The 15,537-nt window shown below is 45.7% G+C and carries 15 protein-coding genes; all 15 read right to left on the reverse strand.

Annotation, left to right across the window (positions count from 1 at the left end):
* Nucleotides 1-3: 3 nt before the first annotated feature.
* The 15 genes from hrcA to parC all read right to left on the reverse strand — a co-directional run bounded on the left by hrcA (nt 4) and on the right by parC (nt 15,518).
* Complete coding sequence (hrcA, locus tag ACSYSR_RS00450; RefSeq protein WP_489816450.1) at nt 4-1,035, reverse strand: heat-inducible transcriptional repressor HrcA; 1,032 nt, start codon at nt 1,033-1,035, stop codon at nt 4-6.
* A 191-nt stretch (nt 1,036-1,226) separates the two neighbouring features.
* On the reverse strand, nt 1,227-2,183 hold the full coding sequence (gene ribF, locus ACSYSR_RS00455; RefSeq protein ID WP_489816449.1) for a riboflavin biosynthesis protein RibF: 957 nt from the start codon (nt 2,181-2,183) through the stop codon (nt 1,227-1,229).
* A 47-nt stretch (nt 2,184-2,230) separates the two neighbouring features.
* A complete protein-coding gene (truB, locus tag ACSYSR_RS00460; RefSeq protein ID WP_489816540.1) occupies nt 2,231-3,154 on the reverse strand; it encodes a tRNA pseudouridine(55) synthase TruB in 924 nt (307 codons plus the stop codon).
* Between the two features lie 126 nt (nt 3,155-3,280).
* Nucleotides 3,281-4,468 (reverse strand): aminotransferase class I/II-fold pyridoxal phosphate-dependent enzyme, encoded by a 1,188-nt coding sequence (locus tag ACSYSR_RS00465; protein WP_489816448.1) that lies wholly within the window; start codon nt 4,466-4,468, stop codon nt 3,281-3,283.
* Nucleotides 4,469-4,720: 252 nt separating this feature from the next.
* Nucleotides 4,721-5,944: an aminotransferase class I/II-fold pyridoxal phosphate-dependent enzyme gene (locus ACSYSR_RS00470; protein ID WP_489816447.1), complete on the reverse strand. Its 1,224-nt coding sequence runs from the start codon at nt 5,942-5,944 to the stop codon at nt 4,721-4,723.
* A gap of 311 nt (nt 5,945-6,255) precedes the next feature.
* A complete protein-coding gene (rbfA, locus tag ACSYSR_RS00475; RefSeq protein WP_047974837.1) occupies nt 6,256-6,609 on the reverse strand; it encodes a 30S ribosome-binding factor RbfA in 354 nt (117 codons plus the stop codon).
* A gap of 22 nt (nt 6,610-6,631) precedes the next feature.
* On the reverse strand, nt 6,632-9,097 hold the full coding sequence (gene infB, locus ACSYSR_RS00480; protein ID WP_252774054.1) for a translation initiation factor IF-2: 2,466 nt from the start codon (nt 9,095-9,097) through the stop codon (nt 6,632-6,634).
* Nucleotides 9,097-9,417, reverse strand: a complete 321-nt coding sequence (locus ACSYSR_RS00485) for a L7Ae/L30e/S12e/Gadd45 family ribosomal protein (protein ID WP_252774055.1) — start codon at nt 9,415-9,417, stop codon at nt 9,097-9,099. The genes infB and ACSYSR_RS00485 overlap by 1 nt, the downstream gene beginning before the upstream one ends.
* On the reverse strand, nt 9,407-9,706 hold the full coding sequence (rnpM, locus tag ACSYSR_RS00490) for an RNase P modulator RnpM (RefSeq protein ID WP_047974834.1): 300 nt from the start codon (nt 9,704-9,706) through the stop codon (nt 9,407-9,409). The genes ACSYSR_RS00485 and rnpM overlap by 11 nt, the downstream gene beginning before the upstream one ends.
* A gap of 20 nt (nt 9,707-9,726) precedes the next feature.
* Nucleotides 9,727-10,878 (reverse strand): transcription termination factor NusA, encoded by a 1,152-nt coding sequence (nusA, locus tag ACSYSR_RS00495; protein ID WP_489816446.1) that lies wholly within the window; start codon nt 10,876-10,878, stop codon nt 9,727-9,729.
* A gap of 24 nt (nt 10,879-10,902) precedes the next feature.
* The gene (gene rimP, locus ACSYSR_RS00500; protein WP_252774057.1) at nt 10,903-11,379 is read right to left on the reverse strand and encodes a ribosome maturation factor RimP; all 477 of its coding nucleotides are present in this window, start codon (nt 11,377-11,379) and stop codon (nt 10,903-10,905) included.
* Between the two features lie 176 nt (nt 11,380-11,555).
* Nucleotides 11,556-11,825: a 30S ribosomal protein S14 gene (rpsN, locus tag ACSYSR_RS00505; RefSeq protein ID WP_047974832.1), complete on the reverse strand. Its 270-nt coding sequence runs from the start codon at nt 11,823-11,825 to the stop codon at nt 11,556-11,558.
* Nucleotides 11,825-11,974 (reverse strand): 50S ribosomal protein L33, encoded by a 150-nt coding sequence (gene rpmG, locus ACSYSR_RS00510; RefSeq protein WP_002815032.1) that lies wholly within the window; start codon nt 11,972-11,974, stop codon nt 11,825-11,827. The genes rpsN and rpmG overlap by 1 nt, the downstream gene beginning before the upstream one ends.
* Before the next feature lie 128 nt (nt 11,975-12,102).
* Nucleotides 12,103-13,008, reverse strand: coding sequence for a manganese-dependent inorganic pyrophosphatase (locus ACSYSR_RS00515; protein ID WP_489816445.1), 906 nt, complete (start codon nt 13,006-13,008; stop codon nt 12,103-12,105).
* Nucleotides 13,009-13,085: 77 nt separating this feature from the next.
* Entirely contained in the window at nt 13,086-15,518 is a 2,433-nt protein-coding gene (gene parC, locus ACSYSR_RS00520; protein WP_489816444.1) for a DNA topoisomerase IV subunit A, read from the reverse strand.
* Between the last annotated feature and the right edge of the window lie 19 nt (nt 15,519-15,537).

Consider the following 15,537-nt stretch of genomic DNA (forward strand, 5'->3'; position numbering starts at 1 on the left):
TGGTTAAACATATTCAAGTAATTTTGTATCTAATGCCTTGGCAAAGGTTGATAGTAACCTAGCAACCTTGGCATATGGCATCCGAATCGGACCTACTAATGCAATCACCCCGCCAGCATCGCCACCGACCGAAAACGGTGCGGCAAGAATAGCGTAGTCCTGCAAAAGAGATGTTGGCAACTCTTGACCCAAGCGAATCGTCACCGATTGTTTTTGTGTCACAGCCAATTGGCGCACCACCTCAGGCGAGTCAAACAACTCCAAGACCGACCGGGCTTCCTTCAGGTTCAAGTAGGCATCATCGGCAACCTCTAAGAGATTGAACCGACCACCAATGTGGACCTGCTCTTCAACTGACCGAGCCAAAACTTCGCCAAAGAGCTGCAGGAAGGCCGCTGGACTTTCAACATTCCGTGAAAGCGTAACCGGTAATTCCTCTGAGTTCATTAACGAAAGGACCTCTTGAACTGGTCTGCCGACCATTTGTGCATTGATATAGGCCACCATATCCGTTAAGGACGAGACGCTCATTTCCTTTGGTAGGCGAAAAGTTTGTGAAGTCACCTTGCCATCAGAAGTTGCCAGGACAGCCAAAACCTGCTGGCGTTCCAATTGAATCAACTGGAAGGACGAGATTTTTAGGTTAATGGCCTTTGGCTTTAGCACCAAGGCTGTTAGCCCCGTCATCTTTGCCAATTGTCGAGCTGTTTGGCCAAGTAAATCATCCAATTCGTGGAAATTACCACGAATTTGTTGGGCAATTAGCGCAACATCTTGTTTTGAAACTTGGTCGGCCACCATTAAGTGATCAAGGTAGTAACGGTAACCAGCCTTCGATGGAATTCGACCAGCGGAGGTATGAAGCTTCTTAATCAAATCAGCTTCCTCTAAAAAGCTCATCTCATTGCGAATCGTTGCTGGTGAAAATTCCAAGTTCAACTGGTCATGTAAGGTCTTAGACCCGACCGCTCGGGCGGTCTGGGTATATTCATAAATAATCGCCGCCAAAATTAATTGCTGTCGATCAGTTAGCATTAACCCAAACCTCCCTGCAATTTTGTTTAGCACTCAAAACTCTTAACTGCTAACAACTATATTATACAAAATATCAGAAAAAATGCAAACCCTTTTTAGCACTCTTTGTAAAAGAGTGCTAATTTTAGATAAAATCCCCTTCTATCAGGCTTACCAACAAATACTGTTATAGCAAAAAAAGCAGATTAAAATTAATCTGCTTTTTCTTGAAAGTATTCACGTGTATTTTGTTGATCAATCAGCAACTGATCAATTAAGCCTTCGGCGGAGTTGAACTTCACTTCATTTCGCAACTTTGCATACCACTGAACCTTCACCGGTTCCCCGTAAACTTCATCAGCAAAGTCAAAGAGGTTAATTTCCACCGTCACCGGCCGGTTTGGTTCAAAGGTTACATTACGGCCAATAGAGGCCATGCCGTCAACCCAGCGACCATCAACATAGGCGCTGACAGCATAGACACCGATACCAGGAAGAAATTCAACTTCTGGCGTCCAGATATTAATCGTTGGGAAGCCCAAGGTCCGTCCCCGTGCATCCCCATGAACAATCAGCCCGGTCGTCTCGTGGACACGGCCAAGACTTTTTGTTACGGCAGGCATGTCACCTGCTGCTAAGTCCAATCGAATCTGGCGCGAGGCCACCTTAGCAGCCGATTGGCCGAGAGTCTTTTTGGCAACGGTCAGAACATTAAAGCGACCAGCGGCAAATTCAGGCAAGTGAGCCATGTCAGCTTGGTATTCCTTCCTGCCATAGCGATGGTCAAAGCCCGCAACCACCGTATGAACCTGGAGGGGCAAGAGGATTTCTTTAATAAATTCTTCTGGATGAAGGGCCGAAAGGTGTGATGTCAATTGGAGGCAGTACACCCGATCAACGCCCAGCTTTCCAAGCAGCTGAACCTTCTGGTCCAATGGTGTTAAATCGTGCCAGGGTTGAGGCAGCTTTTTAAACACCAATCCCGGATAGGGACTATAGGTCAAAACGGCCAGTGGTAGTCCGTTTTCGTGCGCCACCCGCGCAGCTTCCTGGATTACCTTTTGGTGACCCAAATGGACCCCGTCAAAAAAGCCCATTGCCAGTACTTGCTTGCTAGTCAACTGGGGCAATTCTTTTAGTGGATAATGCAAAGATATTAATTCAGTCATGGGCATATTATAGCAGAGTTTTTACCAATACAATCACTTTGCTTCTTTCAATTTTGGGCAAAGAAGTAACGCGACCGCCAAACATTTTGGTCAGTATCAAAAGCGTAGACTGCCAGCAACCGGTCTTGGTCATATACTTGATAGTAACCAACATCATTTTGTGGCCAAGCACTGGCCGGAATTTTTTGACCATTCTTAACCGCAAAGATCTCCTCTTGGGTCAGCAACTTCTTTGGCCAAGTCAAAACGGACTCAAGTGAATGCACTTGGTTTAAAATTTCAGGATAGTCCATCGCCAATAAGTCATCAAGCAAAACAGCCTGATCGATGGTAAAACCAGACCCAGCTGTCCGCTTCAAAGCCGTCATCGCCGCTGGCAATCCTAATTTTTGACCAAGGTCATAGGCCAAAGTCCGAATATAAGTTCCCTTTGAAACTTGAGCTAAGAAGTCCATTTGCTGGTAAGGTTGCCCCTCAACCCAGGTTAACGGACTAGTCTGGTCGAAGCGGTAAATCGTCGCCTCCCGCTTAGGCAGCTCAACCTTTTCTCCCGCTCGCGCATATTCATAGAGGCGCTTCCCGTTGACCTTGACCGCCGAATAAATTGGTGGAATCTGGATAATGTCCCCGGTCAAATCAGCTCGAGCGGTGTTGAGCTGACTCTGGTCAATGGCCGCTGTCAAAGGCTGCTGCACAACAACCGCCCCATCAGCATCCTGGCTCTCCGTTGCATAGCCAAAGGTAACCGTACCCGTATAGGTTTTTGGCCGACTTTGCAAAAGGTCAATTAACTTGGTTGCCTTCCCTAAGGCGACCACCAAAACGCCCTCGACGTTTGGATCCAAGGTCCCCGCGTGGCCAATTTTTTTCTGTCCGGTTATCCGCCGTAATCTCGCAACCACACCAAAGGAGGTCATTTCCTTTGGCTTATTGACGACCAGCAGACCGGATAGTTCGGGGTGTTTTTCTATTGCCATCATTGTGGCCTCCATTTGTGCAATTAAAAAACCGACCAAAGCACGAAATGATTTGAACCCCAAAATTTATCCAAATTTCGAGGTTCATCAGCAAAAGTGTCTTTTTAGTCGGTTCTTATTTTACCGATTTGCCCGGACCTTTTCAATGTAGTCCCGCAATTTTGCAAAGCCAATTTCTAATTGGTCTTGAGCCGTTGCATAAGAAATCCGGATATAAGCGTTCGCCTCTTTAAAGTGCGAGAATGCTACTCCAGGAATGACTGCAACCTTGCCTTCTGCGGCTAATTTTTCAGCAAAAGTCCATCCATCCGTGCCAAAATCGGCCGGTATCTTAGCAAAGAGGTAAAAGGCTCCTTCAGGATCAACAACATCAAAACCAAGATCCTCTAAGGCCTGCTTGGCAAAGTCGCGCCGGTCTTGGTAACTTTCCTTCATATAATCCAACTCTGCTCGCGTCATCTGCAAGGCTGCTTCTGCTCCATCTTCAATAAAGGTTGGTACAGAGTAGGTCAAAGAGCCATGAACCTTTTGAATATATTGCATCACACTCGCCGGACCCAAAATAAAGCCAAAGCGGTACCCCGTCATGGCGTGCGACTTGGAAAGACCGTTAACCACTAGTGTTTGTTCTGGCAACAACTTACCAATCGAGTAATGATCACGACCATAAGTTAATTCAGAATAAATTTCATCAGAAATGACCCAAATTTGATGCTTCTTAAAACAAGCAGCCAGTTCCCCCAACTCTTCCTTTGAGTAAGTAACACCAGTTGGATTATTTGGATAGTTCAAGAGAATGGCACGAACTGGGACCGTTACTTGGGCCAACGCTTCATCAACAAGTGCTGGCGTCAATTTAAATTTATTTTTGGCTGTATCAATCGGTACCGCAACACCATCGGCCAGGCTCAACGAAGCAAAGTAAGAACCATAGGCTGGCTCTGGAATCAGCAATCCCTCACCTTTAGCAAGCAATGTTTTAAAGATTGCTTGCATGGCTTCCGTTACACCAACAGTCACGACAACATTATCAATACTTGGATAATCAAGGTCGTAACGATCCTTCATATAATCGAGAATTGCCTTACGGACCGCAGGTTCTCCCTGGGAATTGCCATAATGAGAACGATTGTTATTAATGGCGGTAATCGTGGCCTCCTTGACAACAGCTGGTGTATCAAAACCCGGCTCTCCAAAGGTCAAAAAGGTTAAGTCCTCAATTCCTGAAACTTGTTGTTGGAAGCCCAACAATTTATCGGGGGCGATTGAAACAACCGCCTGGTTGACTGGTAAAAGTGGTTCTGTCATTTTCCTGGTTCCTTTCGTCTTGCTGGTGAAAGCAGCCATTCGCATGGCATCCATCGCACACTTCAGTTTACACGAAAATGAATTTTTTTGAAAGTTTTTATGGCATTTTTATGAGATTTTTACTCATTTATCCTTTATAACTTAACACAAAAAGGAACTTGTCAATCAAGTTCCTCTTTGGTGTTTATATTTCGCCATGGTAGGGTCCGTCTCATCGATGGCAAAAACTGATTTTTTAATGAAAACCAAGGACTAATCCGCCAAGGCCTCCATATCTTCTGACAACGCCTCAGCAGTTGCTTGGGCTGCCCGTTGTTTGTCTACATATTTTTTTAGGCGCTGAAGACCTTCTTGCAATTGTGCCATATCGGCCGCGTAAGAAATCCGGATAAACTTCTGTGCTTCTTCAAAGAAGGAGAAACCGGCGCCGGGAATGACTGAAACCTTGGCCTGATGAGCTAAGTCTGTCGCGAAGGCCCAGCCATTTACACCCAAATCAGCTGGCAACTTGGCAAAGAGGTAAAAGGCTCCCATTGGCGCAACCAGTTCGAAGCCTAAATCTTCTAAGAACTTCTTAGCGTAGTCACGACGCCTTTGGTATTCAACCTTCATAAAGCTCAAGTCTTCCTTTGGAATTTGCAAGGCAGCAACCGCGCCGTCTTGGATAAAGGTTGGCACAGCAAAGACCAAGGGACCGTGCACCTTTTGAATTTGCTGGATTAATGTGCTTGGCCCCAGGATAAAGCCGAGTCGATAACCCGTCATGGCGTGCGACTTCGACAAACCGTTTACAACGATCGTTTGGTCAGGTAAGAGCTTGCCCATTGAATAGTGATCACCCTCATAAGTCAATTCTGAATAAATTTCGTCTGAAATCACCCAGAGGTCATGACTCTTGAAAGCTTCTGCTAGCTCTTCCAGCTCTGATTTTGTGTAAGTAACCCCGGTTGGATTATTAGGATAGTTAAAGAGAATGGCATGCACATCCTCTTTCGTCTGAGCCATTGTTTCGTCAATCAAGGCGGGTGTCAATTTATAAGCGGTCTTAGCCGTGTCAATTGGAACAGCCGTGCCACCGGCCAAACTCAAAGCCGAGAAATAAGACCCATAGGCTGGGTCTGGAATCAAGAGGCCCTGACCAGGTGCAAGCAAGGTCTTAAAGATTGATTGCATCGCCTCTGTGACCCCAACAGTCACAATCACGTTATCAATACTTGGGTAATGAAGGTCATAGCGATCGGCCATATAGTCTAAGATAGCTGAGCGGAGCTTTGGCTCTCCCTGTGAATCACCATAGTGGGACCGGTCTTCCTCGATGGCTTGAATCGTTGCTTTCTTTACCGGCGCGGGCGTCGCAAAACCAGGTTCTCCAAAGGTTAACGAGACCAACCCTTCAATATTAGCAACAGAGTGTTGGAAGTCTAATAACTTGTCGGGTGTCAAGCTTAAAACAGCATTGTTTAATGGTTTTGGCATGGTGAAATCCTTTCAACTAATTCATTTTCCAAGTGGACCAACAACGGTCTTTCTTCTTAGTTTCTTAGTCTACACAAAGTGCTTGGCTTTTCATAGGTGATAAACATGAAACTATTGTAAGTTATCATGATTTTTAATCACTTTCTACTAGTCAGCGTAACAAAAGTGCATACAAAGAAAATAAAATTGCCTGTACTGGCGGATGCAAACATATTTTTTTAGCGTAGCATGCCCGCTGAAGTTGATTTTGCAAAGCAAACAAAAAAGGACCCGCTCATCGCAAGTCCTTTTTCAATCAAGTTTCCTTGACCTTAATCCTTCTTATGCAAGCCGCGAATCAACTCTTCAATATGGTCACCATACTGAATTGAGTTATCCAAGACGAAATGCAATTCCGGAATTTTATAAACAGTTAACCGCGCGCCTAATTCACGGCGAATCAAGCCTGAGGCGGCTTCTAAGCCAGCTTGAGCCTTTTTCCGATCCGAGGCGTAGTCTGACAAAATTGAGTAGTAAATCGTGGCGATTTGCAGGTCACCGGATACTTCCACAGAAGTTACCGTTACATCCTGAACTCGCGGATCATTCACTCGCTTTAAAATCAGGTCAGTCACGTCTTTTTGAATTTCCTGGGCCAAACGCCCAGCGCGTTGTGCATTTGCCATCAAGACCTCCCATCAGTAAAGCTTACTTAGGCTTTACTTCTTCCATGATGTAAGCTTCGACTGCATCACCCGGTTGAATATCGTTGAACTTGTTGACAGTGAAACCAAATTCATAACCGAACTTCACTTCGTTAACCGCATCCTTACCACGTTGCAAAGAAGCTAATTGACCATCGTACATAACCGTACCATTGCGGATAATGCGAACCTTTGAATCCTTGGTGATCTTACCTTCCTCAACACTGGCACCAGCAATGGTACCAACCTTAGAAAACTTGAAGAGCTCCTTAACAACGATTTGGCCAATAACCTTTTCTTCATAGACGGGTTCAAGTTGGCCCTTCATTGCGGCCGTCACATCATCAATGGCGTCATAGATAACTGAGTAGAAACGCATATCAATTTTGTCGTTATTAGCCTGCGACTTAGCAAACGGTGTTGGTCGAACATTGAAGCCTAAAATAATGGCACCAGAAGCTTCCGCCAAAGAAACATCGGATTCGTTGATTGCACCAACAGCAGAATGAACAACATCTACTCGAACGCCATCAACTTCAATCTTCTTCAATGAACCAGTCAAGGCTTCAACAGAGCCCTGGACATCGGCCTTCACAATCACTGGCACTGTCTTCATGGCCTTTTCAGCCATCGTGTTAAACAAAGTATCCAATGTAACAACAGAACCGGCATTACGGACTTCTTCACGAGCACGCTTTGCACGTTCTTCACCAGCGGCACGGGCAGTCTTTTCATCCGCCATGACGATAAAGCGGTCACCAGCCAAAGGCACTTCGTTCAAACCAGTGATTTGAACAGGTGTTGCTGGCTTAGCAGCAGCAATGTCTTGTCCCTTTTCGTTGGTCATCGTTCGAACACGACCATAGGTGTTTCCAACAACGATTGGATCACCCACATGGAGCGTTCCTTGTTGAATCAAAACAGTGGAAACAGGACCGCGGCCCTTATCCAAACGAGCTTCGATAACCGAACCACGAGCAGGTTGTGTTGGGTCAGCCTTCAATTCCAAAACATCAGCTTCCAACAAAATCATTTCCAGCAATTGGTCAACGTTTTGACCAAACTTAGCTGAAATCTGAACGAAGATGGTATCGCCACCATACTCTTCAGGAACCAAATCATAGGCCATCAACTCGTTCATGACTTGATCAGGGTTAGCCCCTTCCTTATCAATCTTGTTAACAGCAACAATCACCGGCGTACCAGCTGCCTTAGCATGGTTAATCGCTTCGATTGTCTGTGGTTGCACACCATCATCAGCAGCAACAACCAAAACCGTGATATCCGTCACGTTGGCACCACGAGCACGCATTTCCGTAAAGGCCGCGTGACCAGGAGTATCCAAGAAGGTAATTAACTTATCGTTCAAACGCGCTTGGTAGGCACCAATATGCTGCGTGATTCCGCCAGCTTCGCCAGCAGTCACGTTGGTCTTACGCAAGTAATCCAACAAAGTCGTCTTACCGTGATCAACGTGTCCCATGATGGTCACGACCGGCGCACGCGGTTCTAAGGCCTCTTCGTTAATCGTTTCATCATCGAAGAAGCGGTCGATGTCAGCTACATCCTCTTCTTCTTTTTGCTGAGCTTCAATGCCGTAATCAGCTGCCAAAACTTCAATGGTATCTTCATCCAATGATTGGTTTTGGTTCGTCACAACACCTAGTAAGAACAACTTCTTAATAATTTCAGTAGCGTCACGGTGCAAAAGCTTAGCCAAGTCCTGTACGTTCATACCGACCTTGTATTCCAAAACTGCTGGCAATGGTTGTTCCTTACGAACGGTCACTGGCTTCTTTGGTGCTTGCTTAGCAGCAATTCGACGAGCCTTCTTTGAGCCATGTGGCTTATCATTACGGCGTGGTGTTTGTTGACCAGTACCGTTAGTATTGCGCTTGCGCGTGTTATTTCGAGCAGAATTATTGCCTGAAGCAAGCGAACCACCAAAGCGGCCTTGGCCTGAATTGGCTTCCGTCTTAGCACCTGCAGCCGCTGGCTTCTTTGCTTCAACTGCAGGCTTTTTTGCTTCAACTGGTTTCTTAGCAGCTGGCTTTTTCTTTGCCTGTTGCTTTGCTTCTTGGACCTTCTTGTTTTCAGAAACGTATTCCTTCAAACTGTCATCTTTTTGAGCAGAATAGTTAATCTGCCCTTCCCGTGGCTTGGTTGACCATGACTTCTTTTCACGAATCATTGGCCGACCGGTATTATTGCTGCGGTTTTTGTTATTATTGCGACGATTTCCGCCCTGACCCTGCTGGCCATTACTTGGGCGATTGTTATTGTTGCTGCGGCGGTGTTGCTGACCACCTTCTTGTGTCTTTGGACGAGGCTGGTTTGAATTTTGCAGCTTAGCTTCATCTGATAATTTAGCGGCATGCCGACGCTGAGAAGCAGGCAATTCTTTTCGTTCTGGTACTGCCTGTTTGCGGGTCGGCCGGTTGGATCCTGAAAACTTTTTTTCTTCTGCCATTAATTCCGCTCCTTTTCTTCGAGTAATTGTTTGATTTTTTTCGCAAAGCCATTATTGGTAATCGCCATAATCGACCGATTTAAGCCAATTGCTTGGCTTAATTCATCCTTGGTGAAATCTTCAACCAAGGTCACCTGATAAAAGCTGGTTTTGTCCCGAAATTTCTTTTGCTGGCTGACACCACCATCTTTTGGGAAAAAGGCAACCTTCGCCTTTTGTCCTTGAATCGCAGTTAACGTGTCGTTGGTCCCGTAAACAAGACTTTTAGACATACGCGCCAAACCAAGTAAGTGTAAGACTTGTTCTTCTTCACTTTTCATTTTCAAATAACTCTTTTCGGGCTTGCTGATGGTCAACATAAGCAAAGAGTTCTTCATAAAAAGCCGGATCAATTGGCATTGAAAAGGCCTTTTCAAAGACGCGCTTTTCCTTTGCTTCCTTAGCAACCTCACGGTTTAAGGAAATATAGGCACCGCGACCGTTTTGTTTACCAGAGGGATCTAAGAAGACCTCCCCTTCCTTATTTTTAACGACCCGGACCAGGTCCTTTTTGGCAAACATTTCGCCAGTCACGATATCTTTTCTTAAGGGAACCTTCCGTGTTTTCATGAAAGAACCTCCTCTAATACTTAGTCTTCTTGGTCTGTTGCTGCCTGGTTGTCATCTGCTAGTTCAACAAGTGCCTGGTCAGCAATATCAGCCGTTTGGTTTGCTTCTGCCTTTTCAACTGCTAAGTCGCCGGCTTCACTTTCAGCTTTAATATCAATCTTAAAGCCAGTCAAACGGGCGGCCAAACGAGCGTTTTGCCCCTTCTTACCAATGGCCAATGACAATTGGTCGTCTGGTACAATCACAGTGACAGATTGCTCGTTGTTGGCATCAAAAATCACGTCCGTTACTTCGGCTGGGTTCAATGCATTGGCAATGTACTGGGCCTCGTCTTCCACCCACTCCACGATATCCATATGCTCGCCGCCCAATTCAGTCACAACGGCTTGCACACGAGCACCACGTTGTCCAACTAAGGCACCAACAGGGTCCAAATCAGCATCGTGCGTGTAAACAGCAATTTTTGAGCGATCACCTGCTTCACGGGCAATGGAAACAATTTCTACTGTACCATCATAAACTTCTGGTACTTCTTGTTCAAACAAACGTTTGACCAAATCAGGAGCCGTCCGTGAAACAAAGATTTGTGGTCCCTTCAAGGAATTATCAACCTTGTTTACCAAAACCTTGATGCGATCACGCATGCGGTAGGTTTCATTTGGCATTTGGTCACCCTGCGTCATCACGGCTTCCTGCTTACCTGGCAACATCACATACAAGAAACGGCTGTCTTGACGCTCAACCTCACCAGTGATGATTTCATCTTGATAATCTTGGTACTTATCATAAATTGCTTGACGAGTTGCCTCGCGCATTTTCTGCACGATCACCTGCTTAGCTGCCTGGGCAGCCATCCGGCCGAAATCCTTTGGTGTCACATCGAAACGAATTTCATCACCTGGTTCGTAGGCCTTGTTAATTTCCAAGGCTTCTGTCAAAGGGATTTCAGTATCGGGGTCGACCAAGTCGTCATCCAAAACAACCAGCTTGACCTGCTTAATGGTCATTTGGCCCTTCTTATCATCAAAAGTTGCTTCAACATTTTGAGCCGCGTTGTACTGTTTCTTGTAAGCGGCCTTCAAAGCATTTTCCAAAGCTTCTACAACAACCGCGCGGTCGATTCCACGTTCTTGTTCTAAGGCATCTAAGGCTTGTACTAATTCTTTACTCATTTGCTTTCTCCACTTTCAATTAGTTTAAAATTGAACGGCCACAATGGCTTTGGCAATTTCATCAAAGGTAACATCCAACTTTGCTTGATCACTTTGTAGTGACAAACCGTTTTCATTTAAATCAGTGATTTGACCGGTCCATTGCTTTTGACCATCCTTGGCCGCAAATAAAGCAACGGTCACTGCTAAATCGCCATCCTTCGCCCAGGCAAAGTGCCAAGGTTCAGCCAGGCTGCGGTCCATCCCAGGAGAAGCAATGTCTAACATATACTCACCCGGAACCGGATCAACTGCTACATCATCCAAGGCTTCGTTGACCAGCTGAGTAAACTCAGTAATCTGCGCCATGGAAATGTTTTGGTGGTCTGGTAAATCAACTAATACTTCGACTGTTTTTTGTCCACCAACCTTCTTGATGTTTAAATCCCAGAGCAAAAGTCCCTGTTTTTCAATGATCGGATTTAAAATTTCAAGCAAGGCTTGATTCTTTGCCTGTGCCATCCAAACTCCTTTTTAGTTTTCTGCCATAAAAAATGAGCCGGTCAAATCCCCCTGACCCGCTCATTTACAACCTCTATGTAAATTAACTTACCCATATCATAGCTGATTTTATTAGAAAAAGCAAGGCAGACACAAAAAAACCACAGCAAAGCTGTGGTTGAAAGGGTATTAAATTCTTACCAAGAAGCCTTACGAACACCAGGAATCTGGCCCTTGTGTGCTAATTGACGGAAGTTCAAACGTGACATACCAAATTCACGCATGTAACCGTGTGGGCGACCATCAATTTGGTCACGGTTGTGAAGACGAACAGGTGATGAATCCTTTGGCAAAGCTGCCAATCCGATGTAATCACCAGCAGCCTTCAAAGCAGCACGCTTGTCAGCGTACTTTGCTACCAAAGCTTCACGTTGCTTTGCCTTTGCAATCTTTGATTTCTTAGCCATTACTTGATCTCCTTGAATGTTACCACTTTACGAAGTTTTGGTGAGTACTTCTTCAACTCCAAACGGTCAGGCGTATTACGACGGTTCTTTGACGTCAAGTAAATACGCTCCCCAGTTTCATCATTGCCTAATACAACATGAATACGCATATTCCCTGCTCCTCGAATGTTAGATTTTTTTATAAAAATTATTTGCTTGTCAATACAAAATAATATTATACATAGAATTTAGACGGCTGTAAAGCCCATTTCTTAGATTTATCGAAATAATTCTAAGCTTAGAATTGACCTTGCAATGGTGGGACCACTTGCTTTTTACGGGAAACAACTCCTGGCAAGTCAATCACATCATTTTCAAGCTTGGCACCAAAGGCAGCCTCGATGGCTTCTGGAGCATCTCCAACATAAAGACCCTTTGAGTTTGAGTTCAAAATATCTGTAATTACAAACAAGAAGTCCTCATAGCCAGCAGCCTTGATTGCCTTTTCTAGGCCTTCCTTACGAGCCAAAACGTCGTCAATATCAACCGTATTAACCTGGCCAATGCGAAATTCATGTGAACCCATGGTAAAGGACTTGGCATCCCCTTCCAACAATTCTTCATCTGTCCGCGTTGACAAATCGGTACCAGCCTTCAACATCGCCAAACCATAGCCATCCAAGTCTTCGATACCAGCAATCTTAGCAAGTTCTGGCAAGGCCTTACGATCAACATCCGTTGTCGTTGGGCTCTTCAACAGTAAAGTATCTGAAATCAAACCAGAGGCCAACATTCCGGCGACCTTAGCAGGAATCGTTAAACCAGCTTGCAAGTATTCATAGTACAAAATTGTTGAAACAGAACCCCATGGCTTAGCCGTGATATACAACGGGGTGGCATTTTCAAAAGCAAACTTGTGATGATCGTAGATACCATAAACCTGGACGTCAGCCAAATTATCAACTGACTGTGCCGCTTCGTTGTGGTCAACCAAAACAACCTCTGCTGTTTGGGCCTTGTCAATAATTGGCAAAGCCGTCAAGCCAAAGTAATCCAACGCAAATTGCGTTTCGGCGTTAGGCTTTCCTTGCGCAACGGCTTGGGTTTCCAAACCTTGCTGTGCCAACAAATCAGCAGCACCCATTGCAGAAGCAACGGTGTCAGTATCTGGGTTCTTATGTCCAAAAACTTGAATCTTTGCCATGTCTTTTCACTCCTCTAGTGCCAATTCTTTTGGCAACTGTCAATACTTAGATTGTAACCCGAATGGGTTACATTTGACTAGTCATTTTCCTTTAAATTCAAAGGGAAAATAGCTGTCGCTTGCCCATCGCTCTTCACATCCAATAAAGCCTGACCATTGCTAGTCCGACTCGCTAATGAATGATCAGCTAATTGGATATCAAAGTCCTTTAAGTGGTCGGTTTCAATCCGCAAAGCCCCCTGGTTCGGATCAACAGCTGTCGCAGCAGCAATTTCATAAGAAACGGTCTTCCGTGGACTAAGCACTTGCAAGCCCTTGTTAGCTCGGTGGCCAAGGGTTATGTCGTCTAACAAGCTATACTTAAAGGTTCCCTGATTTGTTACCAAGGCCAAAAACTTATCTTGTGGTGCCAAGGCTAATACCGTAACCACGGTATCACCCTCGGTTAACTTGATGGCCTTCACCCCGGCGGTCCGAGCACCAACGACTGGCACATCGGCCAATTCAAAGCGCAGGGCCAAGCCAGTCTTTGCCAACACTAAGGCTTCTTTCTGATTGGTGACCAGCGCTGCTGTGACTACCCGTGCCGCTTCTGTTTTCAGTTTCATCACAGTTGCTGATTTCTTCTTGTAGGACTTTGGCACAAGGTCCTTAAGTAAACTCTGCTTGATAAAGCCATCATTGGAAGCAAGTAAGAAGGCTTGGTTGCTATCCGTTTCTGCAACCACATAGGCCTGGATAATACTTTCCTGGCTATCCCAGTTCGACAGCGCCTGCGAGAAGTGTTCTCCTGGTTCCTTCCACTTGTACTCCGCCAACTCATAAATTGGTCGGTAAATCAGGTTCCCAAAGTTCGTAAACATCAGCAAATGTTGGGTTGTGTTGGCCGTTTGATTCAAGACAACGGCGTCATCTTCGGCTAAGCCGTTTTCGGCAGCAGAGGCCTTGTAAGAACGCAATGATGACCGCTTCGCATAACCATTCTTTGAAACCAAGATGCGGACATCTTCATCTGGTACCGTCACTGCTGTGTCGATTACCAACGATTGGATTTCTTCTTCGATTTCCGTCAAGCGTGGGCTGGCATATTCCTTGGTGATGGCCTTCAATTCAGTGCGGATCACATCATGAAGCGCTTCTTCTTCATTCAGGATCTTTTCCAACATAGCAATCTTTTCAGCTAATGCCTTGTGTTCCTCTTCTAGCTGGGTCACATCAGTATTAGTCAACCGATATAACTGCAAAGCCACAATCGCTTCAGCCTGTTCCTTGGTGAATTGGTACTCCTTCACCAAGTTCTCCGTCGCATCCTTGCGGTTCTTCGAAGAGCGAATCGTTGCCACGACTTCATCGAGGATGGACAACATTCGAATCAGCCCCTCCACAATGTGTTGGCGGGCCTTGGCCTTTTTCAAGTCATAGGCTGACCGCTTGCGAACAACTTCTTTACGGAAGTCCAAAAAAGCGGTCAAACCGTCCTTCAAAGTCACTAAAACAGGACGTTGGTCATGAATGGCGACCATGTTGAAATTATACGAAATCTGCAAGTCCGTCTTCTTAAAGAGGTAGGTCAAGATTCCATCGGCCGAAGCATCCTTGGCCAACTCGATCACAATTGACATCCCCTCGCGGTCAGATTCGTCACGAACTTCAATAATGCCGGCAACTTCTTTGTTGGCACGAATCGCATCAATCTTAGCGACCAAGTTCGATTTCACGACTTCATACGGCAACTCCGTCACTTCAATCTTTTTCTTGCCACCCTTTAGACTAGAAACTGCCGTCTTCGCCCGGACAACAACCCGCCCTCGACCGGTCTTATAAGCCTGCTTAATGCCGTCGATTCCTTGAATAATCCCACCCGTTGGGAAATCAGGTCCCTTAACGTATCGCATCAAAGCTGACAATGGCGCATCGGGATGATCGAGCAAGTAAACCAACGCTTGGTTGATTTCCTTTAAGTTATGAGGGGGAATATCGGTCGCATAACCAGCCGAAATGCCAGTTGCTCCGTTGACGAAGAGATTTGGTACTCGAGATGGGAGTACCGTCGGTTCGTAGGTCGTATCATCAAAATTTAAGACCATTTCAACCGTATCCTGAGCTAAGTCTTTCAGAATTTCACCGGATAACTTCGTTAACCGCGACTCGGTATACCGCATCGCAGCGGCTGGGTCATTATCAACTGACCCGTTATTTCCGTTCATATCAATTAATGGTTCGCGGACCTTCCAATCCTGGGACAAGCGAACCATGGCCTCATAGATTGAGGAATCCCCGTGGGGGTGGAAGTTTCCCATCACGTTTCCGACTGATTTAGCCGACTTACGATATGGGTGGTCATAGGTATTTGAATCCTGGTCCATGGCGTACAAAATCCGTCGTTGAACCGGTTTGAGACCATCACGGATATCCGGAAGGGCACGTTCCTGGATGATATATTTTGAATATCGGCCAAAGCGCTCACCCATCACGGCTTCCAATGAAAGCTCAGTAATGCGGTCTGCCATACTGACAATCCCCACCTTT

This window comes from Fructobacillus sp. ESL1096 (assembly GCF_058511985.1).